The sequence below is a fragment of the Campylobacter concisus genome (assembly GCF_003048595.2).
Classification (GTDB): Bacteria; Campylobacterota; Campylobacteria; order Campylobacterales; family Campylobacteraceae; genus Campylobacter_A; species Campylobacter_A concisus_L.
In genome coordinates, this window is record NZ_CP049270.1 from 1618637 (window position 1) to 1643378 (window position 24742).

Here is a 24742-nt window from a genome sequence, read left to right on the forward strand (position 1 = left end):
TTATTAAAATCCATATTTCTCTACAAGCTCGTCTAAAAGCTCGTCCGTCCAGTCGCTCATACAATCCGCTAGGCGGTCTTTTAGGTCTCTAGCACTCCAAGAGGTTGGCACGTATTCATCTATTTCATCAATGAATATGGCATCGTCTATATGTATGTATTCATCATCATAAGCAATATATGCTGCATTATCTATATGTATTCTTTTAAACTCCATGTCAGCATAGGGCACATAGTTTGGATTATCAGTAAACACCCATTGATTAGTCTCTATATCCTTAGCAATGCCACTATCGTGCTCAAAGGTTCGTTCGCCGATATAATCATCCTCTATGGTTGACCAAAGGGCATTATTTTGATGAATATAGTCGCTTAAATAGTTACTATATACTGCCTCATCTCTGTATATGTAGCTATCTTCATACGATGAATATTCTGCATCTTCTTCGTCAATATCTTCATTGTAATAGCTACTGTATACTTTGTCATCATCGCTTAAAGCCTCTAAGTCTGTACCACCCAGTTCATCAACGTTTAAAAAGGCACGCTCAAAGCCATAATCGCTGTATAGCTCTTTTAGGTTATCATCTTGGTAGCCCTTATTGCTCCAGTCATAGCAATAAAGGTTATCCCCCCTAAGCATACTAAACGTATCAAGCCATGCTATATTATGTATTCCTTTAGGGGCTTTAACATAAAAGCCCTCTGTATCAGGCTTTAAAGTATTGTTTTGCTTACCCCATAATAGGCTAATCCCCTCAGCCTCAAGAGCCTTTACAAATGCTATGCGGTCGTCGCTGTCGCCATAATAGAGTTTATCAGCCCAGCGAGTATTTAAATATTCATCTGTCGCATTATTAAAGATTATGCCATTATTCCATACAATAGCCCTTGCAGCTATCCTTGAGCCTATACGTAATAATGCCATCTTTGCCATATTGTCTATACACTCAAAACGATGCCCCTTACCACTTTGACAAGAGCTAGGTAACCCCTCAAGGTTATATCCCTCAGAAACTTTTACAAACTCTAGTTTAGGCTGGGGCTTTGTATTTGTTAATAGCTCTATTAGTTTTTCATCAAGATTAGCAGCTTTGCAAAAATCCGCTTTTAAGCTGTCTTTGATTTTTGAAATTTTTGGCTCAAATCCTTGTTTTTGTTTAATGTTAAATAATGTGCCATTACTCGAAACAAGATAGCAAGGGGCATTAAAATCTATTGTTGTGCGTATATGAGTAGGTATTCTTAAAAGCTCAAGGCTACCTTTAGCATTTTCTATTAATAGAGCTTTACCGCTGTATAGCATACCATCAATAAAAAACTCATTTTTACCGTCTTGGACTAGCTCACGCCATCCCTCAAAAGTACCACTTGTTAAGCTTTTGTAGATGCTTAAAGCCAAGTTTAATGTATCATTTGATAACATTTTATTTGCCCCTCCTAAAGGGCGTATTTAGTGCTATATTGCACTTTATACAAGCGGATAAAATCCGCAACTTCCAAAGGGCTTAAGACGTTTTAAACTTGGTAGGTTATGGGCGTCTTTAGCCTCTTTTTTATATCTCTTTTAACATTATTTACAAAACCTTTTAGAAACTCTTTATAACCTTTTGGCTATCTCTAGGCTTTTTCAAGCTCCTTTTTGTTTTGTTGAGAGAATTATTGCATAAGTTAGCTTAAATAATTCTTAACAACAAAGAGAATTTATTTATTTTTGAAAAGAAAATACTTAAGAGACTAGCAAAGCACGATAACAATGCTATTTTAGCTATAAAATGTAATGGTAATTACAGAATTATTTTGGGGTGTTTGAGTAGATATTTAAGGCAGTTTTTGGGGTGTTTAGGCTTGTAGTGTATATGGTTGTGAGAGTGTATTAAGAGGGCTTTGGGCTTGCTCTTGGGTTGTTCGGGAGTGTTTGGGCTTTTATGGGAAAATAAAAATAAGTGAGATAAAAAGTGTAATAATGATTACAGAATTGAAAAAAAAGAGAGATAACAAAAGCTAGGGCAGCTTTAGGCATCTCTCAAGGGATTATAGGTTTGTTTATATTAGCCATTACTTCGGCTTGCTCTTGGATTAGCTTTAATAGCTCTTGGCAGCTCTTTATATCTCTTGGCTTTTGTTTTGGATTGCTCTAGCTTTATTTATAGGATACTAACGGCTAACGTAACCGAGCGTATTATTTATAAAGATAGCGATTTTAAGGCGTTTGTATAGCTTTAGCTTTAGATAGTAAGGGATTTTATAAGGGATTATCTAGCAATGTTTAGATTATTTAGCTTTTGTTAGGCTATCTTTTGGCTATATATGATTAATTATTATTCTTTATAGGGCTCTTGGCTTGCTGTGCTTTGCCTGCCCTAGCTTTTAGTGCGTGGCTCTAGCTTTTGTTAAGGGGCTTATTTATCGAAAATCTTAAGGGGCTATGGGGGAAAGGCGGAGACCCTAAGCGTTATCTAGGGTTTCAAATATTTTTCCCATTTTCTTAAACCACTCATAAGGTAATCCTTAAACAACTTTTAAGACAATTCTTAAGCAATCCTGATGAAATCCCAAAGAAATCTAAAGTAATCCTAGACCACTCTTAGATGAGCTCTTGGTTGTCCTTAAGAAACTCAAAGCTTCTCTTGGCTATCATAGGCTACTCTTAACAATCTTTAGCTTCTATTAGCTCTCATATATCAATAAACGTTAATAAACCTATCTAGGAAGCTCTACAATCAACGAAAGGTCTCTAAGAGTATTTTGTATTACCTTAGGTTAGTTTTGCTCTCTATGGCTCTCTAAATGCTTCTAAATAACATATAAGGCTTATTCCTATATCCAAGAGACAACCTATGGCTATCTCTCAGGTATAGTTAGGGAGCTTCAAAGGTATGTTATCTCTGCTCCGAACTATCTGTTTATATCCCTATAGCTGACTTCAGCCATAGTTAAAGGAGTTTTGACATTATCTACCTCTCCAAACGTTTTTATAAATCCAAGCCATACCTAGCTCATCTAAGTATGGCTTGGTAGGTAGCTTTAACTACCTAGGGGGATATGTGATCTTTGTTTTAAAGACATCTATAACAATCCTTTTAACAATCCCAAAAGGTCATAGCTTTTGAGTAAGTTAAAGGTATCTTATAGCTATCTTTAAAGCTAGTATGCTTATCTTAAGGACACCCTTTATAAATATTCCTTATAGGTTTTAGATTAAGAACTCCTAAGCTATCCCTAAACTATCCCTAGAGTATCACAGAATATATCTCTGTGTTATTCTAGAGTATCCTTTAGATTATCCTAGAGTTATCTAAGAGTTATCCTTAAGTTTTCTATATCCCCCCTACCCCCCTTTTCTCCTATAAGTGGCGTGTGACTTCTAACGCCCTATTTTAGGGGCTTCTAGCGTTTAAGAAAAAAGTTTAAATATCAAGACATTATTGGTGTATTTTAAGTCTTGTTTAAGTATTTTTATGTTATGTTTAGCTCACTATGAAACATATATACACAGTGCCTATTACTCAGGACAACTTACATTATCTAATGCAAGACCTAGTAAGAGGCGATGAAATAGTCTTAATGAGTATCAAGCTTCTAGGCAAGAATGCTAAAGAAGCCCTAAGAAACTTTGGCTCTCTAAGTACAAAGGCTAAGGTCTATACAGCAGCAGGACTAAGAGTGGATAGGACACTAATAAAGAGAGAGTTCAAGCCACCTGAGCTAGCTCCTCGCTTCTCTGTGGCTGATATGGATTACATCCTTCCTTTTACTGAGCCTAGATTTGATTATATGAATAACAAATAGAAAATCAATTCTAAGGCATCTAGGAGGCTCTAGGTTAAACGAAAGGGTTGCTAGAGGTATAATCTATCGTCTAAAGACGTTCGTTCTTTGTAGAAGCTCCTAGACCCATTTATAAGCCTTAGCGTTTCTAAAGACCATTTTTAGGCTATTATTTAAAAGTACTCCTTTAAATGGGCTAAGAAATCATAAACGTTCATAAAGCTATCTAGGAGGCTCTCTATTGCATTTTAGCTTTAAAGAGGGTAATTACACTACCCTAATAGCGTTCGTTTAACTACGAGCTTCCTAGACACCTTTATGAATGAAATGGGAGAAACATTTAGCTTCCCCCTTAACTTTAACTATATAAACTTCCTAAACTTTGTTCTTTCTCTCTTACTCATATTAAGCTCGGCTAAGTATTCATCAAGTAGCTTGTTATCAATGCGTTCTTGATAGTTCTTTAGGAGTTTCTTAGGGTCAGCTCCAACTTGCTTTTGCCAGTAAGCTACTGCCATAGCTAGTGCATCGAGGCGGTCATCGTGCCTTAAAGAGCCTCTATCTTTTGTTATATGAGTAAGTTGATAAAACAAGCTATATACAAACCTGCTATCGTCATAAGAGCCATCAAGAAATGGCTTTAAATCTTCCTTAACAGCCTTATAGTCAAAGACAAGCTTATGAGCATTTAGGACTGGCTCAAGGGTGTCTATGATACGTTTCTCTTTTTGGGTTGAATGAGATACCTCAGAGACAGCACAAGGATAGATAGTATTTAGTATAGGCTTAAGTAGCTCTACATACATACCATCTCCAAAGTTACTCTCTACTAATATCTCATTTACCCTATGTTCTTTAGCTATCGAGGCTAGCTTTATGAGTGTCTCTTCGCTGTAACCACCGCTAAGACCACCACAAGCTGTGGCAAATAACCTACCGTGAAGATGTTTAACTACTGCATAACCAGTCTCATCTCCACCTCTACCACTTGGGTCGATAGCCATTACAGCACCAGTATAGGAGGCATACTCACTATCACAAAACATAGGATAAAACCATCTATCTCCCTCAAAACCAACGTTAGGTAGCTCTCTTATTATCTGCTCTTTAGCACTACCATAGCTAAGGTTTATTGGTGCTTTGTCATAAGGCAAGCTAGTAACTACCAAATCTCCAGTCTTAAGAGGGTATCTCTCACTATCGCTTAAGCTAGTATCTAGCATATATTGAAGAGCATAACCACTTCTACCATAAGAGAGCCTACGTTCGTTTAGGTCATCTTTTGTAAATCTCTTAGGGTCCGTTGGAGTTCCTGCTGGTTCTCCTCTTTCTATCATCTCTTCAATGCTAGGGGCTAGTGCTCCGTTATAGGTATCCTTTTGAGGTATCTCCGCAGTCCAAACTCTGCAATGAAACCCAGTAGCCCTTAGCTTGTTATAGATACTCTCTTCAGTTTGTGGTGTTCCTAAGTATATTATCTGAGATGTCTCCTTTGGTGTTAATATAGCTTCAAACTCTTTTACAGCTTTAAGTAGCTTCTCTCTTAGGTCTGCTGTGGCTGAGTTATTAGGCACTTCAACGTCATCTGCTATTATGTAATCAGCACGTGAGCCAGTAAGCATAGATGTGATACCAAGTGATTTAACACTAGGGGCGTGGCTGGCTAAAGCTGGAGCTACATCAAAAGCTACCTTTGATTGCCTTTGGTCGCTTGTAGGGATTAGATGTTGAAGTATAGGTAACTCACATATTAATCTCTGCGTAAATACACTAAAGTCATCAGCTCTTTGTTTAGAAGCTGAGACAACTAATACCTTAGCTTGTGGGTCACGTAGTAGTAACCAACAAACAAAGCTTGACGTTATCCAAGACTTTCCTATACCTCTAAAGCCCTCTATAATCTTTCTTTTTATATCAGGCTCTTGTAGATAATCTGCTATTTGAAACTGTACTGGGGTTGGGTTAGGGAGATTTAGGTGTTTCCATACTATAAAGAGAAACTGCTTAAAGTCTCCCTTTATACGTTCTAAATCACTCTCCATCAACTATCTCCTCAGGCTCTGCTATGATTTCTCCATATTTATTTAGCTTAGGTAGTCTTGGCATATTCTGTGCTAACTCAGCAAGAAACTCATCAGGGTTCTTTGCAACATCAAGGTCTCTTAATGTAAAGCCATTATCCTTTAGGAGTGTTATAGCATTTCTTATATCCTTACTGTCTGCTTCGCCTCTCTTTAGCTTCTCAATAGTGTCTTTTAGAGTTAGCTCCATAATGTCTATAAATAGACCTTGTATTCTCTCTTTTGCTTCATTCATACTGCTTTTGCTCTCCTTATCCAGCCTTGCCTATTTATAGCAAGACTAGGGTCTCTCTCGATGAGTGATTGGTAGTAGGCTATCTCAAGCCTATCGTAACCTAAATCAAAGGCTAGTGTATCATAAGCATTTATAGCTCTTATAGTCTTTTCTCCTATGATGCCATCAACACTTACTCCAACTAGTTTTTGGGCTGCTTTAATAGCATTGGCTTGACCTGCATTTACACCAAAGACAAATATCTCATTTGCTTTTACGTTATCTTCTATGTAATCAAGCTTCATTACATCCCAAAACTCACTCTTATAAAACCTATATACAAGCTCTTTTAACTCACTATCTTTTGATAAGAGCACACTAGCTTTCTCTAAGTTGCCCGTCTTATCTATGGCTTTTAATACTTTATTCCAACCAGCCCAAGATGGATGAGCATATTTGTAGATGCCATAAAAAGTTATATCCTTTTCTTTAGGGTTTTTATGCAAAATATCAGAGCTAGAGGAGAACTCTAGGCTCTCTAAGAAACCCATTGCTTCTTTAAAGTTAGCCATTAGCTCTCTCCTTAAACTTTACTCTCTCTTTATGCTCTGCTTTTTTACCTATGTTAAAGCTCTCTATTGGTCTGTGATAGCCCATAACTCTTGTATAGATAACACATCTTGTTCTTTTACTATCATCTAGTTTAACCATTTATCATCCTCACTCTCTCTGTTTTTTCTCATTGTTGGAGGCATAACTGATTGATAAGTAACACTACCACTTTGATTAAATCTAACCTCTTTACAGCAGTCGTGAATGCTCTCTGTCTTTACCTTGATTTCCTTTAGGTCACTTCTGATTTCACTATTTAAATCCCTTGTGTAATCCATAGCTTGTTTAAAGAGCTCATTACTTACCTTGCCATTTTCAGCTAGTTGGTGCATAGGCTCTTTAAGAGCTTTAATAGTGTAATAGCAAAACCCAACTAGCCCAAAGACAACCAAGATTAATATACTCACTACTCCAAGCTTGTCAGCTTGTAGAGCAAAGTTTAAGACTTGCCCTACGCTATTCTCGTCCATCCCTTTTCCTTTCGTATTCTTTTATAGCTTCTAAGTTTTTTACACACTTCTCATAACCACTATAAACATCTATTAGTAGCACGCCAGCATCACTTTGATTTGTTACATTTCTATCTGCGATGATAGGAGCTTGTAGCAAGTGGTTGGGTATCTTGTCATACTTATTTACTACTTCCTGCTTGCTTTCGCAACCCATCAAGCACATAAGATACGCTAAGGTTAAGAGCGTTAGACATATCTTTTTTATCTTCATTTAGTACCCTTTCTTTGACTTTATTTGATTTTTGTTCTATGGCTTGTCTTTGTTTGCTGGCTTTTTCTATAACATCAAGCTTAAGAGATATGAGCCTATCTTGCTCGTTTATCTCATCTTTTAGCCTAAGGTTCATCTTATCGCTAGCACTTAATCTCTCTTTGGTAACGCTTAGCTCATTGTCTAAGCTTTGATACCTATACCCAAGAAATAGAGTAGTTAGTAGCAAGAAGCCACTAAGATATAAACTAGGACTTATCATTGCTCTTCCTCTACCCTCTTAAATGGATTTACACACCACACGCTTTTTAGCACTTTCTTATCATCTGCTTCAAGATATGTGCTTTTGTTCCCTTCATTCATCCCACATATATCCATAAGCTTCCAGCCTAAATATATTCTGCAATAAAACTTAGATTTGCCATATCTTATTTCTTTGTAATAACCAAAACGCTCACGTCCATCTTTAAGTCTGCAAGTCACTAGACACTGGGTGCTTTTTGCCCCTTTGTTTTCTGTAGCTAGAATATCGCCTACACTTTCTACACTGCTTGCATCTATATCTTCAACCTTTACGCCTAGATACTTCGCGCTAAAGTTTCCTATCCTGTTACGATAGAGCCAACAAAGCCTTGCAAAGTAGGTTCTATTTTTTGGCTCTTTAAAGTGACATCTCCTCCACCCATCATCGCCATTTATGCCATAGTCGTTCTCATCAAACCAAGCAGCCCACTTTGGCAGATGCTCGCTCTTTTCATCGCAAGCTAGCAGAGCGATAGGCACGATGATAAAATGCACTATCTCAAGCGGTAGCTCGGTGGCTACATTTTTAAGAATTTGTAGTTTTTGTTTCGGTTTTAGTCTCATCTTTCACCTCTGCCTTATACTTAGGGCACTTAGGACAACCCTCCCAAGTGCAGTTACCATCTTTGTCTATCTTTGACGCACACACTTCGCATCTTTTTACTCTTGTTCTCATTTTTTTAGCTCCTCTCTTTGCACTATTAGCTCTTTTAACTCCGCCCTTAAGCTCTCTAGCACGGCGTTGTTGCCAATGATAAGAGCATGCTTTATATCATCTTCGCATTCTCTTATCTGCTTTTCAAGCTCAGCTAGTTCATCTCGCTTTGGTTCCGTTTCTATCCTGACTAGTTTTTTATTTTTTGTATCTACGCTATTTGCATTTTCGTTTAGAGCTCTTAGCCAGTCCTCGTCCGAGATTTCAATATTAGGCGTTGGGATAGTATCGTGGATTTCATCATCGTAGTATCCTAGCAGCGTTTTTTCTTTTTCATCGTAATGGGCATATTTCATAGTTTCTCCTTTTAATGTCCTATTGCAATCCAGTATGCAGGATATGCACTATCTGTATCGGTATTTTGAATAGTGAATTTTTCCTTGAAAAATCCATTAATATGCACAGAATAGATACCGTTGTTCGGACTTGGCAGTCCAGGCGTTGCCACTACCGATAGCGTCCAGTTTGGAAAAACTATAGGGAACATTATCTCTCTTTCTTCGCCTACGCCTAGATTTTGAATTTGCCCCCATTGGAGTATAAGCCCCGTTGGCAGCCCAACCCAGCCACTTGCACCCACACTGCCTCTTGAAAGTCCTAGTGCCTCCTTGAACTTTGCTAGCGTTGCAAATCTCATGTGAGACGGACTATTTTTGCTTGCTTGTGCATTTCGAAAACATATCTCGCTATTTGCATCAAGATTTTTGTCTTGAGCCTCTGTTCTCATTAGAAAATGATCTGCCGTTATCCATCTTCCTACAAAGTCTCCGTTTACATCTCTACCAACTATTGTGTTAGCAGTATTTAATGGGGTTGAAATTTGCTTAGCAAAGTTCTTTGCAGTAACAAATCTGATATGTTTTGGGTCATCCTCTTTAAGTTGCTGTTGACGAAAGGCTATTTCACTATTTTCATCAAAGTGGGTATCTTGTGCTATTGCCTTTTGTAAGAAGTGTGAAGCAATAACCCATCTTCCTACAAAGTCTCCGTTTACATCGCGTCTTACTAAAGTATTGCTGGAAGAATTAGATGTCGCCTCTTTTAGCATGTCAAGATTATATCCATCGGCAGTAACTACCTCTTTCCATGGATGCCAGCCACGGTCGAGATTATTTGTGCGATAAAATATCGGTTTTGTTCCGTCCTGAGATATTTGAACTATTGTCTGTTTGATCCAGTTTGCGTCTACGCGCTCTACAAGAACGTGAGCGTGCCTTGAGCCGCCGTAAGGCTGTGGAAATGTACCAGAGGTTTGATTTTCGACTGCACGATAAAAGCCAGTAGGGGTAGTGGTATCATCAATGTTTCGCAAAACAGGCATATTATCTAGCCCACCTAAGCCATAGTCACCTATTTTTAGGAATTTTTCATCGGTTTCTTGTTTGGTATATGCATCGTTTTTGTCAATCTTTTGTTTCAATGCTGCCATAAGAGTAGCTTCAGCACTATCAATTAACTCCTTTATCTTTTTACTAGAGTATGTCTGGATTAAGTTACTAGTGGCATCATCAATAACTCCCATTATCTTTAGCTTCTCTAAGCTAACCTTTAAAGCTTCTAAGTTACTCTTAAGAGTATTAAGCTCTGTTTGCCTGCCTTTAAAGTCATTAACAACATCTCTTATTTCTCTAAGAGCTGTTGTAGCTGTATTAATGGCTTCGCTAGTTTTACTATCTAACTCAGTACTTTTAGCAAGAGCCTCTTCTTCCAGCTTAGTTACAGCATCCTTTTCTTTTTTAAAATACTTAATAGCCCAAGACTTGTTTATGGCATCCCTATCATCTTTAGGGTCAGCCACATAAGCTATTCTTGAGCTTTTAGCATCAATTACTCTGCTTCCGTCAGGCAGATGATAGCTTTTTAAAAACTTATCATCTGTTCTCTCATTTTCTCTAAAAACTTCGTCTATCATTGTTTATCTCTCCTTAACATCCAAAGTGGTCTTTGTCTATTTGCCTCATTAGCAAGAGCAGGGTCAAACCTTGTTTCAATATCTTTTTGTATCTTTGCCTTAACCTTATCTATGCGTTCTTCCTCTTTGGTTACATAGATTTGTTTAGCATTTGTATAAAAGTTTGAGATTATCTCTTGAATAAAGGCAGCCTTATCGCTATCTAGCATTAGCTCTTGATAGCTTGGGTTATTTAGTAGATTTGTTAGGGCTTCTTTTAAACCCAACTCTTTAACAATACCTCTAATAATGGTTTTATCAACAGCCTCTATTGGTAGATTAACACCATTAAAACTAATAGTATTTCCCTTTAGGGGCTCTACATCAACTCCAAGACTAGCTAGCTCATACTCTAAAGAGTTTCTATCAAATACAGCTGTATTGGTAACACCAAAGAATAGCTTTTCAGACTTAGCTCTAGGTTCTCCAAAGAGGTCTAAGGCTACTGGCATCTTTCCAAAAGGTGTATTAGCCATTATATAGTCCAGAAACTCTTGCTTCTCTGTCTTGCTATCATCAAGCCAGTGCTCTCTTATAACTTTATTAGCCGAGCTCATAGGGACAAAAGAGCCTATCATATTGTAAGCGTACTTAGTCATACGCTCCCCTTTATCGTTGTTAGGGTCACTAAAGAGGTTCATAAAATCTTTTACACCCTTTAGATAGGTCTTATCTGTTAGGGTCTTTGTAACTGCTCCAATCGTTGCTATGAAGTAACTCTCATCTTGTTCAGGGTCGCTCTCTACTTTATCCCAAGCACTAAGAGTGTTAGCTACAAGGGCTACTAGAGATGATACTGGGTCAAGCCCATCAAAGCTATAGGCTTTATCTCCTATGATTATGCTGTTTTCAGGGATATTGGCTAAGCTTAAAGCATTTCTTACTTTGCTATCTGTTGTAGTTATGATTAAGCCATTTCTATAAAGCTCCCAAATAGCTCCTATTAAAGAAGCACTAACAACTACTTGAGATATTGCTTGAGCCTTTCTTGTTCCTCCAGCTGCAAAATCACTTAACCACTCTCTACTAAAAGCATTAAATGGTGGCATTCTTCTTAATAGCTCTTTTGTGATATTTCCTGGAGTTGTCCTAAATGGCACAGCAAGTCTTGCTGCCATCTTCATAAGGATATTAGGGCTGTTTGCCATCTCTTGAAGCCAAATGAGAGGTTGGTTTATACCTATTGAGCCCTTTGCTAAGTTATGATATATAGGCTGTGTTAAAGCATCAAAGGGGTTAGCCTTAGAAACTGGAGTTGTAAAGGTTGTTCTTCTAGCTACGTCTATGGCTCTGCTGTGCTGTTTAGTGGTTGGATTATTAATCACATTACTGAAATACTCAGCTTGCTCTAGCTTTGAGCCAAACTTAAGACCTTTTTCATTCATAGTCTCTATTGCTTGTCTATAAAGCTCCCCTTTATAAGCTATGTTTTTAAACACTTCATCTACACCTGTTAAGGCTCTAAAGATAAAGTTATAGGTTAAATCAGCCACGTAGTCTTTAGCATTAGCTTGCTCTCTCATCGCTTTAGGGATTAGCTTGCCATCTTCATCAAACATCTTTCCAAAGAGACCTTTAACGTTAGCTGTTAAAGCTTCGTTCCACTTCTCGCCTATATCAAGCTGAGGCTTATTTGTTAAAAAGGCTTTTATGGCATTACCATTCTTACCATCTTTAGAATATTTAGCTAGCTTTAGGCTATCTTTAAAACCAGCCACATAACCAGCCCATTTATAGTAGTATTCTTTAAAATGCTTTAAATCTCTGTCTATGATGGTTCTACCACTAAGAGCTAATAAGTGCTCTGTCTCTCTTAAGCCAACCATTGTTAAGTTGCCAAGAATGTTTTTTAAGTGCGTAGCTGGAGATGAGAGCATACCTCCTTGTCTTGCACCAAAGACTACATCAAGCCAGTCGCCACCTCTTGAAGCCTTTTTGGTTAGGTTAGCTCCCTCTTTTATGCTTCTTTCATAAGCTATTGCATACGAGTTTAAAGCTTTGTTTATGCCTGAGAGACCTCCAAGATTAGTAACATTCATCTCAAGCTCTTCAGCTGGTAGGTCTTTTATTTTAAATGGCTTATCTAACATCTTATGAGCGTTTAAGCCTCTACCTATCTCTGAGCTTATGCCTTTAAACATATCTTGCATACGTCCGTGCTGAAGCATCTTTGTATAAAGCTCTGTTGCCTCTGCTAGATCAGTAGCCCCTTTTGCTGTATAAGCTTTGATACCATCATATAAATCCTTACCAAAGTCATTTAGAGTTCTACCTATGGCTACTACTTTAGCATTAACATTTAGCACACCTTTGTAAGCATTTCTAACAAAGTCCATATCCACATCATAAGTGTTAGAGATTTCCTCTACCTCTTTGTGGGATACTTTGGTTTTGTTAAGACTGCTCTCTAACTCATCTACATGGGCTACAACGTCGTCTTTAGTTACAAGCTTTTCTGAGATACTCTTTGGGGCTTCTTTAGCTTGCATAGGCTCGCTCTCTTTGCCCATAAGCTTATTGGCTCTACTGGTATCAAGGGCTTCTTGAAGCTCTTTTGTTCTCTCTTTATTGATAGTTTCTTTTACCTCTTCTTTAGGTATCTTAAGCCCTTTTTCTCTTGCAACTTCCTCTATCTTGTTTTCATAGTAACCTGCTGAGCCATTAGCTTTTATAGCAATATCTCTTTTAATAAGACTTATGCCTTTAAAAGCTCCTTCTACAAATGCACCAAGCCCAGCATTCTCTAATGTATGCTTAAACCTTAGCATAGTAGCACTATCCCCTTCTTTGGCTCTTAAGGCATCAAAGAGAGCGTTATCTATTGGGCTATCTTTAGCAAGATCACTAAGCTTGGTATCTTTACCATCAAAGGCTGTAAAATCTACACTAGCACCTCTAGCCATACCAAGTAGTGCTGGATTTTTAATGGTATTTGCAAAAGCTCCGGCTTTAGTTACACCTACATAAGGGATTAAGAATTGAGCTAAGGTTCTTATGCTCTCTCCAAAAGTATCTTTATCTTTTGGGAGTATCTTAGAGAAGTCTATAATGTCTTGTTCGTTAGGGTCATTAGGATATAAAGACTTTTGGTGCTCTATCATCTCTCCTAAGTTTTTACCACTCCACACATCATCAGCCCAAATCTGAGCCCTCTCAGGTAATCTTGAGATACCTCTTACGCTGTCATATACTAAATCCTTAGTGTTTTCAGCTGCATCTAAAGCACCCCCAAGAGTGTTATAGCCAGTCTCCCATAGGTAGTATTTAAGCTTATTGGTGTGATACATCCTATATCTCATATCATCAATATCTGTCATAGCCCCTATGTTGGCTAAAACGTTAGCGTCCTCTGGGCTAATATTTACTAAGCCTTTGTTTCTAAGGTTATATCCAGCTCTTGCTATATATGCTCCGTCTTCATCTATCAACCCCTTTTTATAAAGCACGTAAGCATCATCAGCTGATTTAATATTAAAAGGGTCAGCTACTTTGCCTTGCTCGTTTAAAGGGTAATCAGGAGTAGGGGTGTTATCTATTGAGATACCTAGCTGTTCTCTAAGAACCATAGGCTCAGGCATAGTGGCTTCTTTAGTTGATGGACTAGCATCACTTATTAAAGAAGTCTTTGTCGAGCTCTCCTTTGCCTCCTGATGTTGTAGATTTGAGGTCATCATATTTTCCACTTGTGATTGGTCTTTTGCTACCTGCATCTACTTTATCCTTTTGTGTTGTCTTTTTTCCTATATATTCAGGGTTTATAAGCCCACTATCTTCGTTTATAACTCTTGATGTTAATTCATCAAAGAAGCTGTTTATATCGCTTATGCTTACCTTTCTACCCTCTTGCTGTGCTCTCTCTAAAAAGCGAGTACACTCTCTATTTATTAGTTGTAGAGCTTTTGTGGCATCTCCTTGTAGCTTTTGACCTAACGTATCTAGCATAGGTTTTCCTACACGATTTTCTAAAGCTTCTTTTAGATATGTAAAGGACTTCCACTCAGCTGTTCCACTACCCATACCTATGCTTTTTAGACCAGTCTCTGTATCTCCTATGCTCTTTAACAAGCTTGAATAATCAGCCTTTGTAAGGTTTGCCTTGTTTGCTTCTACGTCCTCAAAGGTAAGCTTGCCTCCTTGATTTCTTAGTAGTAAGCGAGTATAGACCTCAGTATTAGAAGTCTCAGCAAAGCCTGCATTTTGACTTAGGCTAACACTAGCTTTCATAAGTCTTGCTCCCTCTTCTGCACTTATCTGACCGCTATTTATCATTGAAGCTACTTCAAAAGGCATACTATTGGCTTGTTTAGTCTTGCTAGCTGGGTCTAAAAGGTCATTAGAAAATATTCGCACCCAAAGGTTAGCTGCATTCTTTTCTTGAGCTTTCTTAAGTAAAGCCTCTTGCTCTTTCCTATACTCCTCTTTAGCCTTTATGCTTTGAGCTTCTAGGTTGTTTATGATGTCCTTATATGGCATTGATAAAACTCCAGCCTTAGAGTTGCTATCAACTACCTTGTCATAAAGTAAAGTTCCATCAGCATCTCTTAGATTTCTAAGGGCATATAGGGTTGTATCAGCTCTTTTAAAGTTACCCACTGCAATATCATCAAGCACCTTATCTCCAGTTCTACTTACCACAAAGCTTGCTAGCTCGTTTGGGCTTATGTAATCTCCTCCCTCGCTTTGCCTTGTTTGAATAGATATGGAGTTCATAGTCTCTTGAAATGAAGCAGGGTTTAAGTTGCCTTTATCATATAAGCTATCCACATAGTGGTTTATCAAAGTGCCAGTAGAGTTTAAAAGCTTATTTCTTCTATCTTGGATGTAAGCCTTGTTATACTCCTCTTCTCCAGCAAGCAAGGCGTTTTTAGCCATTAAAATACCACTCTCACTCATCATTCCATTACGTTCATTTGAGTTCATATACTCTTCATTAAAAACACTCTTATATGTATCTTTATAAAGGGCATCTATCCTTGCTCTAGGGTTTGGGTCATCTACAAAGTAGTTGCTAGCCTTTAACTGCTCTAAGAACTGAGCCTTTAAATCAACTGCTCTAGCTTCATCCTCAGTAGCTCTATAACCTCTCTTGTAAGCCTCTTCAGAGTGCAAGAAGCCACTAACCCTTGAGCTATCCATCTCAAGCCTCTCGTTGGCATCTTGCATACCTCTTAAGGTATCTTCCTTTACATTCTCTTGATATTTAGCTCCTGCTATCCTTACAGTGTTACCTGCAAGCTCTTTTAGTAGCCCTCCTATCCTAGCATTTTGTCCTGCACGCTGCACGTCAGAGTTTAGGCTCAAATCAGTAGGCACATACATGTTTATAGGCTGTGCTACAACGCTTGGCACTGACGAGCTACGAGATAGCATAGGGGTATCAACTCTCCTAACTGCTATCCTAGAGTTTTCTATTCTCATTTATTACCCCCAATTCGACTTAAAGTTAGGTGCATGAGAAGAGCTTTTAATCATAAGGTTCTGTACGTGGCTAGCTCCTGCTTTTGTAGTTTTAGATGTTGCTTGTGAGCTTTGTTTTAATAGCCCTGCATCTCCAAAAGCAGAGCTTACTGAGCCATACATCTGCAAGCCTCCCACAGCTCCTGCAAGGGCTGCTTCAAGTCCTGTTGCGCCCCCACTTTTATATTGTGACCTTAAGCTAGCTGTTTTGTTTGAATAGTTGCCAGACATTCTCTCATACTCTCTAGCATTCTGAGCGCGTTCGTTCTCTTCATTTTGGTTTATAACACTTAGGTCTTGGTTCTCATTAAATCTTGAAGCATTAAATAGTGCATCTATTGAGTTACCAACTAAACCGCCACTCTCAACTCTTAACCTAGCTCTCTCACGTAGAGCCTCAGCCTCTCTTTTTTGCCTCTCAACTGCTCCCTTATCTGCTATCTGCTGGCTTTGTTCTTTTAAAGCTACTTGCCCAGCCATCATGTTGCTCTCTTGTTGCTTTAACTCAGCGTCTATGGCTCTGTTTTGTGCTTTACCTTGCTCTATGGTTTGGTAGGCTGTAGTTGCCATAGACATAGCTGCCATTGCTATCGGTATAGCCATCATATAACACATCTTAAAAATCTCCTTTATCTAAATAGAATAAATCAAATAGCTCGTCTTTGTCTTTGAAAGTTACGTAGGTATTAGCAAACTTAAAGCCTAAGCTTCTAAGCCACTTTATAGAGGGTTTGTTATTTAAGCTTACATAGTTATAAACCCTTGTAAGACCCAGTTTAAAGAAGCAGTAAGCTATGCCATCATAACAAAATGAGTTAGTGCTAAATAAGTGCTTATTAAAAAGCTCATCGCTACAAAGCACCCATACAATACCTATGCTCTCATCCTTGCTATCTCTAGCAACTCCACCAGCCCCTATGCACTTCTCATCTTCATCTAGTAGTAGCCAAGCTATGATAGAGTTATCTAGGCTTTCCTTTAGGGCTTGTTTAGGGCTTATATCGCTTTGTGCTTTTAGCTCATCTACCTCACGCTTGCAAATCTTAAGAGCCTTAGCTATCTCCCAATAGCTAGGCTTATATGTAAGTGTTCTTATCATAGTGGCTTATCTATTAGTGAGGTTAGGATTTCAAAAGATACTGACTGGATATATACTGGCTTAATATCAGCACTCTCTATACAAAGCTTATTCTCTTTGGCTTCTCCACGAAGTATGAAAGTCTTTTTAAAGATTTTAGGAGGGTAGTTTTGATTAGGTATAGCCCAAGTATATTTAAGCCTCTCTTTATCAGTGCCATAGTCTTTTATACTTATACTTGTGTTAGCCCCTTTTGATAGGTATATAGTAGCTCTTCTTAGGAGTGTTCTACCATCTATTGAGCCAACTACATCATTAGTAAACTTTAGAAAGATAGGGGAGAAGTGGTATCTAAAGCGGTATTTATACCCTAGCTTTGCGTAAGGAGCTATCCCAGCCTTAAACTGCTCGTAGGTATACTCTTCATTTGTTAAAGAGTTTCTTAGCATATACTCTTTACCAATGCCCTCTACTAGATTAATATTATCAGGGGAGACCTCTTTTAGAAAGTCTAAGCACTCATAGTGGCTTCCTACTCTACCTAAATCTATCTTACCAAATACTCCACCATCAAAGAATAGATAGAGTTTATCTTCAAAACAAAAGACACCTAACACGTTTCTACAAAACGTCCAAACACTCCAAGAGCTTTGGGTCTTTTTATCTCCACTCCAAGCATACTTATAGACATATAGCTTTTTTGAGCTATTGCATACAAAGAGTAAATCCTCATTAGCCATACCAGCTATAAGGCTTCCTAAATGAGAGCTTTCTAAAAGGCTTGGCACGTGGTCTGTGATACTTGGAGCATCATTAATCATCCCATCACTTTGTATAAAATACTCTCTAACGCATATCTCATTCCAGCCTTTAGGCGATAGAAAGTAGGTCATTTGTCCTAAGCTAATAGGTCTTACTGACCCATCAAAAGGATAGGATAGAATAGGGGCTACGTTTATAGTCTTTGATGATAATGGGTCATTACCACTATTAAGGATAAACTGCTGGTCGTCTCCAAATATCATAAGGTTATCTCTACTCGCTTTTGCATAGTAAAGCGTAGTTACAGAGGTTGATGGCACATCCACATCTATTGGAGCATCATCAAGGGCATCTGTAACAGTGCTTGCAAAGAAGTTAAAGAAGTCTCCAACCTTTGTAAGAGATACTGACTGACCACTTAATATCCCAAGCCTATTTGAAAATAGAAAGATGTCATTTATGGTATTATCAACAAAGCTAGGGTTTGGGTTTGAGTTCTCATCTCCTACAGCTCTATCAGCCCATAAGCAATACTCTAGTGCAAAGTAAAGACCTAAAGGATTGCCTGCACTTTTATATCTTGCAACGTCTTGTTTTCTAATAAGCTGTAAAGGCATAGTAGCATTATCAAATCTATGAAAGCCATTAGGCTCTCTATACTCTTTCCATACACCAGTTGTTGATATTCTCTCGCCATCTTTTAGATAACTATTTTCAAATCTAACCCAGTATGTCCCCTCATCACTATCAGTCTTACCAACTATTTGAAGCACAGTTCCCTCAGGAGCTTTAGGAGGCAGGGATGTAAATGCTTGGGCTCTACCTTTAAAAGCTTTAAGAGCTGCATCTCCCCAGCTATCCCCCACCTCTATATCAAAGTCTTTTTTATCTTTAGCCCAAACCTCTATAACAGCTCCATAAAGCTTTGTCTCAAAGTTACCGTTGCTTTGTGAGTTTATCTGACTAGCTAGGTTTGAAGCAATTACCTCTGTTCTATATGTGCTTCCTTGATTTGTATTACCAGTTGTATAAGATACCTCGACCTTTACAGAGCCCTCTTTGCTGTTTAGCTTAACTCTGTAATTCTGCTCTGCTACACCTTTACTTACATAGATGATAGCCTTTTTATCATACTCTATATCATTTACTATGTTACCACCTAGAGTAGAGTAGGTAAGCCTATCGCTGGTATCTACTACAAACTTAGTGCCATCAGCCCTTCTAAACTTAAACGTAAAAGAGCTACCCTCTTTGGTTATATCAGTAGCAGAAAAGCCAGTTCTAGCATTTATCTGCTCTCTTAGCTCCTTTAAGACATCCTCTTCATCCTCTAGCTTCTCTTTAGGTGTCTTAGCACCTTTAACGTGGGTATAGGTTGCTAGTGTAGTGCCATCCACTTTTATAAAGTAAGCTCTTGTTTCATCGGTATAGCCCTCACTTTTAGTACTTACCTTTACTTCAAAATCAGAAGTTGCCTTAAAACTATCAAAGGTCTTTTTCATCTTTACATCTCTACGTTTATTAACTATAAAGGTGTAGTCCCCTATGGTAGTCATAGCTATATCTGTTCTAGGGTTTTTAGCAGTTATATAGTTTTGATGGGATGCTAGCCCCTCGATAGGATAGGTAAAGCCATTTAGGTTCATAACCCTTAAATCTCCACCTGAGCTAAGGCTGATGATATATCTCTCTTTTTCATCTCTATTTATAGTATGCCAAAAGGTGTAATAGCCAACGCCTTGCATCTCTTTTATAAGCTCTACTGGAGGTCTTTGACATAGCCCATAGACTAAAGAGCTAATAGCATTTTCTTGGTAATCTCCTTGTGTTTCAAGCCTAAGCGTTGGAGCTTGCTGACTCATACCATTAAATAATCCAGCATAGTGTTTAGTTATTAGAGTTTGCATTTGCTACCTTTAATCTATATTTAGCTCTTACACTAGATGTAACAGCCTCAGGGTTATTATCTTTATCAAGTATCCTTGAGACACTCTTGGAGCTCATAAAGGATAGCGGAGATAGGCTCTGACCTGCTAGGGCTTTAGCTCTAATAAGCGTCATCTCATCTAAGACATACTTTCTAGGATTTATAATGGCTGTTGGTTGATGTAAGAAGCTGGCTTTATATCTTGCATAGTTAAATACAGCCTCAGGTATGTCTTTATCTTCCACACCCTCTTCAATACCAAGCTCAATCTTAATCTCTCTTAAGGCTCTCTCATAGATAATTTTAGGGGATATTAGATTTGTTATAAGGCTCGCTTCTGCATTATCCATATCCTCCAACGTTATTGGTCTTTGAGCCTCTGTTGGGATAAGAATGCTTTGCAATCTAAACATAGTTTTATTTAGAATGTAATCCTCTATTATAGAGTTAAACTCGCTCTCTATATATCCATAAGTAGTTATAAACTCATCTTTAACTCTTATATAAAGCTCAGGCGGATAAAGTCTGTTTGCTATTATTGCTAAGCGTAAGTCAAGTTCGTTTTGGTTTTTTTCAGCATCTGATATGACATAATCATCAGTGCTTAGGATTGACTTTTGAAAGTTATAACAAGCTAGAGTTCTTAGAGTTTGTGTTATATTACTAGGTTTTGATATATCAACTGGGATTACATTACTAAAGCCATATATTGCAAAGAGCTCTTTAGCTGTGGCTTCAAGCACTTCATTAGGTACTTCTCTTTTAGTTATTAGCCTCTTTTTAAAATCCAAATAACTTCGCTCTACACTCTCAATACTAAGTGGATACTCATCTACTTTAGCAAAGAGGATTGCTTCTAGCTTAATAAGTGCTAGGTTTTGCTTTAAGCTGTTAGGCACAAGAGCACTAAAGCTGTAAAGCTCTCTTAGCTCTGTATCAACTTCTGCTTGAATGTTCTTTGGTATTAGTCTCTTTCTTATGATAGCTCTTTTATTATAGGCTTCATCCTCTACCGTAAACTCATGCAATACTTCGCTAGATACTACGTTTGTTTGAAACTTACGCCCAGCTACTGCCACAACTAAGTTATACACCTCTATTGACATATTATTAAGTGTTTCTATCTCATTATATGTAAAGTCATCGTTTGTATAGGGTAGCTCATCTATTGCATTTTGTAGCATACGCTTAGCCATAAGTGCACTAGGGTCATCCATATCATCTAGCATCTCTTGACCTATGCTTAACAATAACGTATTTACTGCATCTTTTATTCTATCTCTTGGCATTATTCCTCCTTATTTTATTTTTGACAAAAAAAAAGGGAGCATAACGCCCCCTTATGTTATGCGTGTGAGCCTGCTGGAAGCTTGCCTGCTCCAACTCTGTTTCTATCATAGATAACCTGACCCCAGTTAGCTGGTAGTGCAGACTTACGGATTTCTACGGCACATTCTGGTCTAAGTACACCCATACCACAAGCTAGGCTAGCACGTGTCCAAGTGCCCATACGACCATTATCATCCCAAATCTTAGTGGTAATATCTCCACCTTTTAACACGCCTACTGCTTCATCAGTACCTACGTAAGCAACAGTACCCTCGCAGTTAATTCCGTGATACTCATCATAAAACTCAGCATTAGCTGGCTTTGTAGCATCAACTGTTGGTAGGTAGTTATGGTAAGTTAGTGGGATACCGCCAATCTTAAACACAGTGCCTTCAGCATAATCTCCCACGTTGCCATAATCTTTGTTAAGCAAAGTTCTATTTTCTACTATTTCAAAGTAGACATCAGGAGTTGTTACAGCAAAGATTTGCCCTGTAACGTTCTTTTTGATAAGCTCTTTTTTGGCATTAATCAAAGCCTTAGCAAAGGCATTTACTCTTGTTGCTAAGTCTGAGTTAGCTAGGTCAGCATTAACGATTACAGAGCCTCCTTGATATTCATCCATTACGTTCTTTAGGCGTGCTGCTGTAATAAACTTCATCTGAATGTTTCTATCATACTTTTGAGCTAGGACTTCTCCCATCTTTCTTGTATACTCTTTACGAGCATCGTAGTGAAGCATACTCTCGTTAAAGTCATCAGTGAAGAATGAGCTCACAAGAGGTCTATCAAGAGTAAGCTCAGACTTATCGTGAGCTACTTCAGAGCCTTTGATGTGCTCTCCAGCGTTGTGGTAGTAAGCTCCAATTCCACCTACGTGCTCAAAGCGTAGTGACTTAGCACCACTGATTTCTTTTCTTTGGTACTTACCCTCCATCGCAACTGTTTTCTCAAAACTAGCGATGATTTCTCCAGTTACTTTCTCTGTTAAAAGCTCTCTATCTTTTGTTTCAAGCCCACTAAATGAGCCATTCTTAGCTCCACTATTCAAAGCTGTTGCTTTATCCATTTATATTCTCCTTATTTGTTCTTATATTTATTGTCTAAATCCACCTAGCTTTAATGTATTAGCTAGTCTTTCATCTACTTCTGCCCTATATTGTGGGCTCTTGTTATATCTCTCATCAGCTATTGCGTTGGCATAATCTCTGCGTGTTAAGAAAGTATCATCCCTAAGTTTTCCACCACTTGTATCTCCCATAGTTAGCTTAGGCTTATTTGAGCTAGCTAGACTTTTCCTTGCATATAGACCTTTAATGGCTGTATTCATACGTCTTTGGTTGCCACTATTTATAGCTTCGTTATAGTCTTCTATCTCATCTTCTGTAAGGTTTTCACTAGCCCAAGCTATCATCGCTGTGTAATCATCTTTACCACCAACTAAGTTATAAGCTTGGTTTGCTGCTTGTTCTGTTACATAAGCCGAAGCTACCTTTAGGTTCTCTATATAGTTATCCACTAGATTTTTAGGAAATGTTTTGTAAAGCTCCTTGCGTGAAGCTTCTCCTATATCTCCAGTACTTCTTAGTTCATTCTCATATCTTGAGTAATCGAAGTCTTCGCTAGGGTCATAAGTCTGTCTATGAGTATCTTGTGATTTCTCTGCTGTGATTTCAAGACCAGCATCTTGTCCGCTGTTAGTGGTCTTACTATCAGTTGTTTGAGTAGGTATCTCTGTCTTGCTTGGCTGAGCGTTAATCTCGTCATTAACAGCCATTTGGTTATCAATATTGCTACCATCCATTACCTCTCCTTAAAATCTGATTATTGTTTGATTACCATCTACAACTTCGCCTGAAGTTATGGTGCTATTAACCTTAAACTCTGCACTCTCACTAAAGCCTTTTGCCTCTACTGCTAAGCTGTCAGCGTTAGATTTAGGTTGCTCTTTAGTTTCCTCAGCCTGCTCTAGGTTCTCGTTAGCTTGCTCTTGGTTTTCTAAGTTTTCTTTGTTTTCTGCATTCTTGCTATTATTTCTAGCCATTTATCTCTCCTTGTTGTTGTGTCATTTGTTGCATTACGCTTGGATCTGTCATAGCTTTGCTAATACCACTCACTAAGTTTGGAGTAGCCTTACTCATAAGCTCTTGTTGTTGTGCTTGTTGTTGTTGCTGTGCTATCGTCTCAGCATCCAAGAGTATGTCAGTATCCTTTATACCTAGCGATGTGGCTAGGCTTTTAAGCACGTACTCATAGTTAATCATAGAAGCTGCTTGTGGTGCTAGAGTGCTCGCTGTTTGCATAAAAGTTATAATCTTGTTATAGTCTTGTCCTCTGCCTAAGCCCTCTAAACCAGTTGTGATAAGTGGTTCTATGTTCTCACTACCATCAGGGAATGCTCCGCTCTCTCTAAGCTTTTGTATCTTTAGCTTGATATAAGGGAGTTGAAACTCCTGAGATAGCACACTATATGTGCCTCCTAAGCTCTCTTCAAGCTCACTTGCCATTGTTCTTATCTCTTCAGCTGTTACCCTCTCAGCTTGTCTTTGTATGCTGGAGTTCATCATAAAGTGAAATGCTAGGTCTTGTTTAAGGTCATTAACGCTCTCTCTTATGGTTGCTATATCTGCGTTCTTATTAACTTGTAGCACACTAACATCTTCTGCATTACCCTCAAGCACCTCTAAGTTTTCAGCATTAGCTATATCAATACTTCTAGTTGTGCCGTTAGGTGCTACAAAGAAAAGCACTTTTGCACTAGCACTACTAGCTTCTAGCCTTGCTTGAGATAAGCCCTCTAAGCTCCTTAAGTCTCCTATGACTTCATCCACATAGCTTCTGCCATAGTTCTCATTAGGTAGTGCAGACCACCTGAGAGCTAGATAGGGTAGCTCATCTTTCTCAAACTCTCCATCAGCCTCAGGTAAGTTAAAGCCACCCACTTCTTGAGCTGTTATCCATTTACCTTTGTCTTTATCAAGATAGACCCTTGTATAAAGCTCTACGTAGTTTTTAGAGCTCTCTAGCTGTTTTGTTTTAGCCAGTACTGCATTTTTAATGGTTTCATCAGTTATAGCCATAGGAGCTATTTGCTCTTTTATTAAAAACTCTAGTAGGTTGCCTAGTGGGTCTCTTTGACATACATATTGGTCTAGCCTATAAATCTTTAAGGATGCCCCTTTAACATCACTAGGGAAGTAGAGCAGGGCGTTACCAGTAATGATTAATAGCCTTAAAAACTGAAAGATTTGCACCCTCTCTCCACTAGCTTCTATATGATTTACTAACACACTCTCCATCTGCGATAGCGTAGCTTCTACGTCTGCACTCTTAGAGCCCTCTTGCACTAAGCTAGGGTCAATGGTAAATCTGAAAAATGGACTATTAGGTGGAAGTAGGGTTAGCATAAGCTTTGAAGCTAAGGTATTAACACCTCTAGCCCCTTGTGATTGAAAGGGTTTATAAAGCTTTGTTTGCTCATCACTGCCATCAGGCGGTAGTAGTGAGGGGATGGTAAGCTTAGCACACTCTCTTGCTCTCTCTAAGACAGAGCTACGTTTATTTTCTAACTGCTTGTATCTGTTTGCTAGAGAAGTTACCTCTATCATTTAGCTCCTTTCTAGCCCATTATGTTTAATCCAGTACCACTATCAACTGTCTTTTGGATTGGTATAGTAAGCCTTGAGCTTCCTCTACGTTTCTTCTTTTGGTTCTTGCTATCCTCACTATCTCCTACCTTTAGTTCTGCTGTCTCAGCTGGAGCTGGTGGTGGTGGAGCTGGTTGTGGGTCTGGTGCTCTTCGTTTTCCGCCTCCGCACAT

Annotated in this window: 24 protein-coding genes; 1 reads left to right on the forward strand and 23 read right to left on the reverse strand. The window is 38.4% G+C overall.

The genetic code is table 11. The annotated features are described in order from the left end of the window. Positions 1–3: 3 nt before the first annotated feature. Positions 4–1425: a hypothetical protein gene (locus CVT15_RS08190; RefSeq protein WP_107898009.1), complete on the reverse strand. Its 1422-nt coding sequence runs from the start codon at positions 1423–1425 to the stop codon at positions 4–6. A 2105-nt stretch (positions 1426–3530) separates the two neighbouring features. Here CVT15_RS08190 and CVT15_RS08195 point away from each other — a divergent pair. Beyond that, positions 3531–3791, forward strand: a complete 261-nt coding sequence (locus CVT15_RS08195; RefSeq protein ID WP_107898008.1) for a hypothetical protein — start codon at positions 3531–3533, stop codon at positions 3789–3791. 341 nt (positions 3792–4132) lie between these two features. Here CVT15_RS08195 and terL read toward each other — a convergent pair whose 3' ends face one another. From terL to CVT15_RS08305, 22 genes are read right to left on the reverse strand one after another with little or no spacing between them, the layout of a single operon-like run. Next, positions 4133–5812 carry a phage terminase large subunit gene (terL, locus tag CVT15_RS08200; RefSeq protein WP_107898007.1) on the reverse strand — a complete coding sequence of 560 codons (1680 nt, stop codon included), beginning with the start codon at positions 5810–5812 and terminating at the stop codon, positions 4133–4135. Continuing rightward, positions 5802–6086 carry a hypothetical protein gene (locus CVT15_RS08205; protein ID WP_107898006.1) on the reverse strand — a complete coding sequence of 95 codons (285 nt, stop codon included), beginning with the start codon at positions 6084–6086 and terminating at the stop codon, positions 5802–5804. The genes terL and CVT15_RS08205 overlap by 11 nt, the downstream gene beginning before the upstream one ends. Further along, a complete protein-coding gene (locus CVT15_RS08210; RefSeq protein WP_107898005.1) occupies positions 6083–6637 on the reverse strand; it encodes a putative peptidoglycan-binding domain-containing protein in 555 nt (184 codons plus the stop codon). Before CVT15_RS08210 ends, CVT15_RS08205 begins: the two co-directional genes overlap by 4 nt. After that, complete coding sequence (gene nrdD / locus CVT15_RS08215; protein ID WP_107898004.1) at positions 6630–6776, reverse strand: anaerobic ribonucleoside-triphosphate reductase; 147 nt, start codon at positions 6774–6776, stop codon at positions 6630–6632. The genes CVT15_RS08210 and nrdD overlap by 8 nt, the downstream gene beginning before the upstream one ends. Further along, positions 6764–7147, reverse strand: coding sequence for a hypothetical protein (locus tag CVT15_RS08220; protein ID WP_107898003.1), 384 nt, complete (start codon positions 7145–7147; stop codon positions 6764–6766). The genes nrdD and CVT15_RS08220 overlap by 13 nt, the downstream gene beginning before the upstream one ends. Next, positions 7134–7343 (reverse strand): hypothetical protein, encoded by a 210-nt coding sequence (locus tag CVT15_RS08225; protein WP_159070238.1) that lies wholly within the window; start codon positions 7341–7343, stop codon positions 7134–7136. The genes CVT15_RS08220 and CVT15_RS08225 overlap by 14 nt, the downstream gene beginning before the upstream one ends. Then, on the reverse strand, positions 7309–7662 hold the full coding sequence (locus CVT15_RS08230) for a hypothetical protein (protein ID WP_107898002.1): 354 nt from the start codon (positions 7660–7662) through the stop codon (positions 7309–7311). Before CVT15_RS08230 ends, CVT15_RS08225 begins: the two co-directional genes overlap by 35 nt. Beyond that, positions 7659–8267 carry a DUF7338 family protein gene (locus CVT15_RS08235; protein ID WP_196373520.1) on the reverse strand — a complete coding sequence of 203 codons (609 nt, stop codon included), beginning with the start codon at positions 8265–8267 and terminating at the stop codon, positions 7659–7661. Before CVT15_RS08235 ends, CVT15_RS08230 begins: the two co-directional genes overlap by 4 nt. Beyond that, the gene (locus tag CVT15_RS08240; protein ID WP_180998518.1) at positions 8230–8379 is read right to left on the reverse strand and encodes a hypothetical protein; all 150 of its coding nucleotides are present in this window, start codon (positions 8377–8379) and stop codon (positions 8230–8232) included. The genes CVT15_RS08235 and CVT15_RS08240 overlap by 38 nt, the downstream gene beginning before the upstream one ends. Further along, positions 8376–8714: a hypothetical protein gene (locus CVT15_RS08245; protein ID WP_107898330.1), complete on the reverse strand. Its 339-nt coding sequence runs from the start codon at positions 8712–8714 to the stop codon at positions 8376–8378. The genes CVT15_RS08240 and CVT15_RS08245 overlap by 4 nt, the downstream gene beginning before the upstream one ends. An 11-nt stretch (positions 8715–8725) precedes the next feature. Continuing rightward, the gene (locus CVT15_RS08250; protein WP_196373521.1) at positions 8726–10330 is read right to left on the reverse strand and encodes a gp53-like domain-containing protein; all 1605 of its coding nucleotides are present in this window, start codon (positions 10328–10330) and stop codon (positions 8726–8728) included. Next, complete coding sequence (locus CVT15_RS08255; RefSeq protein WP_107898255.1) at positions 10327–14079, reverse strand: hypothetical protein; 3753 nt, start codon at positions 14077–14079, stop codon at positions 10327–10329. Before CVT15_RS08255 ends, CVT15_RS08250 begins: the two co-directional genes overlap by 4 nt. Further along, positions 13976–15787 carry a hypothetical protein gene (locus CVT15_RS08260; RefSeq protein ID WP_159070261.1) on the reverse strand — a complete coding sequence of 604 codons (1812 nt, stop codon included), beginning with the start codon at positions 15785–15787 and terminating at the stop codon, positions 13976–13978. Before CVT15_RS08260 ends, CVT15_RS08255 begins: the two co-directional genes overlap by 104 nt. A gap of 3 nt (positions 15788–15790) precedes the next feature. After that, entirely contained in the window at positions 15791–16429 is a 639-nt protein-coding gene (locus CVT15_RS08265) for a virion core protein, T7 gp14 family (RefSeq protein WP_230853922.1), read from the reverse strand. 13 nt (positions 16430–16442) lie between these two features. Continuing rightward, positions 16443–16925, reverse strand: a complete 483-nt coding sequence (locus tag CVT15_RS08270) for a hypothetical protein (RefSeq protein WP_107898252.1) — start codon at positions 16923–16925, stop codon at positions 16443–16445. Continuing rightward, the gene (locus CVT15_RS08275; RefSeq protein ID WP_107898251.1) at positions 16922–19573 is read right to left on the reverse strand and encodes a hypothetical protein; all 2652 of its coding nucleotides are present in this window, start codon (positions 19571–19573) and stop codon (positions 16922–16924) included. Before CVT15_RS08275 ends, CVT15_RS08270 begins: the two co-directional genes overlap by 4 nt. Further along, complete coding sequence (locus tag CVT15_RS08280; protein ID WP_107898250.1) at positions 19554–20882, reverse strand: hypothetical protein; 1329 nt, start codon at positions 20880–20882, stop codon at positions 19554–19556. Before CVT15_RS08280 ends, CVT15_RS08275 begins: the two co-directional genes overlap by 20 nt. A gap of 56 nt (positions 20883–20938) precedes the next feature. Further along, entirely contained in the window at positions 20939–21991 is a 1053-nt protein-coding gene (locus CVT15_RS08285; protein ID WP_107898249.1) for a hypothetical protein, read from the reverse strand. 27 nt (positions 21992–22018) lie between these two features. After that, positions 22019–22726, reverse strand: a complete 708-nt coding sequence (locus tag CVT15_RS08290) for a capsid assembly protein (RefSeq protein ID WP_107898248.1) — start codon at positions 22724–22726, stop codon at positions 22019–22021. A gap of 9 nt (positions 22727–22735) precedes the next feature. Beyond that, a complete protein-coding gene (locus CVT15_RS08295; RefSeq protein ID WP_107898247.1) occupies positions 22736–22966 on the reverse strand; it encodes a hypothetical protein in 231 nt (76 codons plus the stop codon). Further along, positions 22959–24530 (reverse strand): portal protein, encoded by a 1572-nt coding sequence (locus CVT15_RS08300; RefSeq protein WP_107898246.1) that lies wholly within the window; start codon positions 24528–24530, stop codon positions 22959–22961. Before CVT15_RS08300 ends, CVT15_RS08295 begins: the two co-directional genes overlap by 8 nt. Positions 24531–24541: 11 nt before the next feature. Beyond that, positions 24542–24742: a hypothetical protein gene (locus CVT15_RS08305; RefSeq protein ID WP_107898245.1), complete on the reverse strand. Its 201-nt coding sequence runs from the start codon at positions 24740–24742 to the stop codon at positions 24542–24544.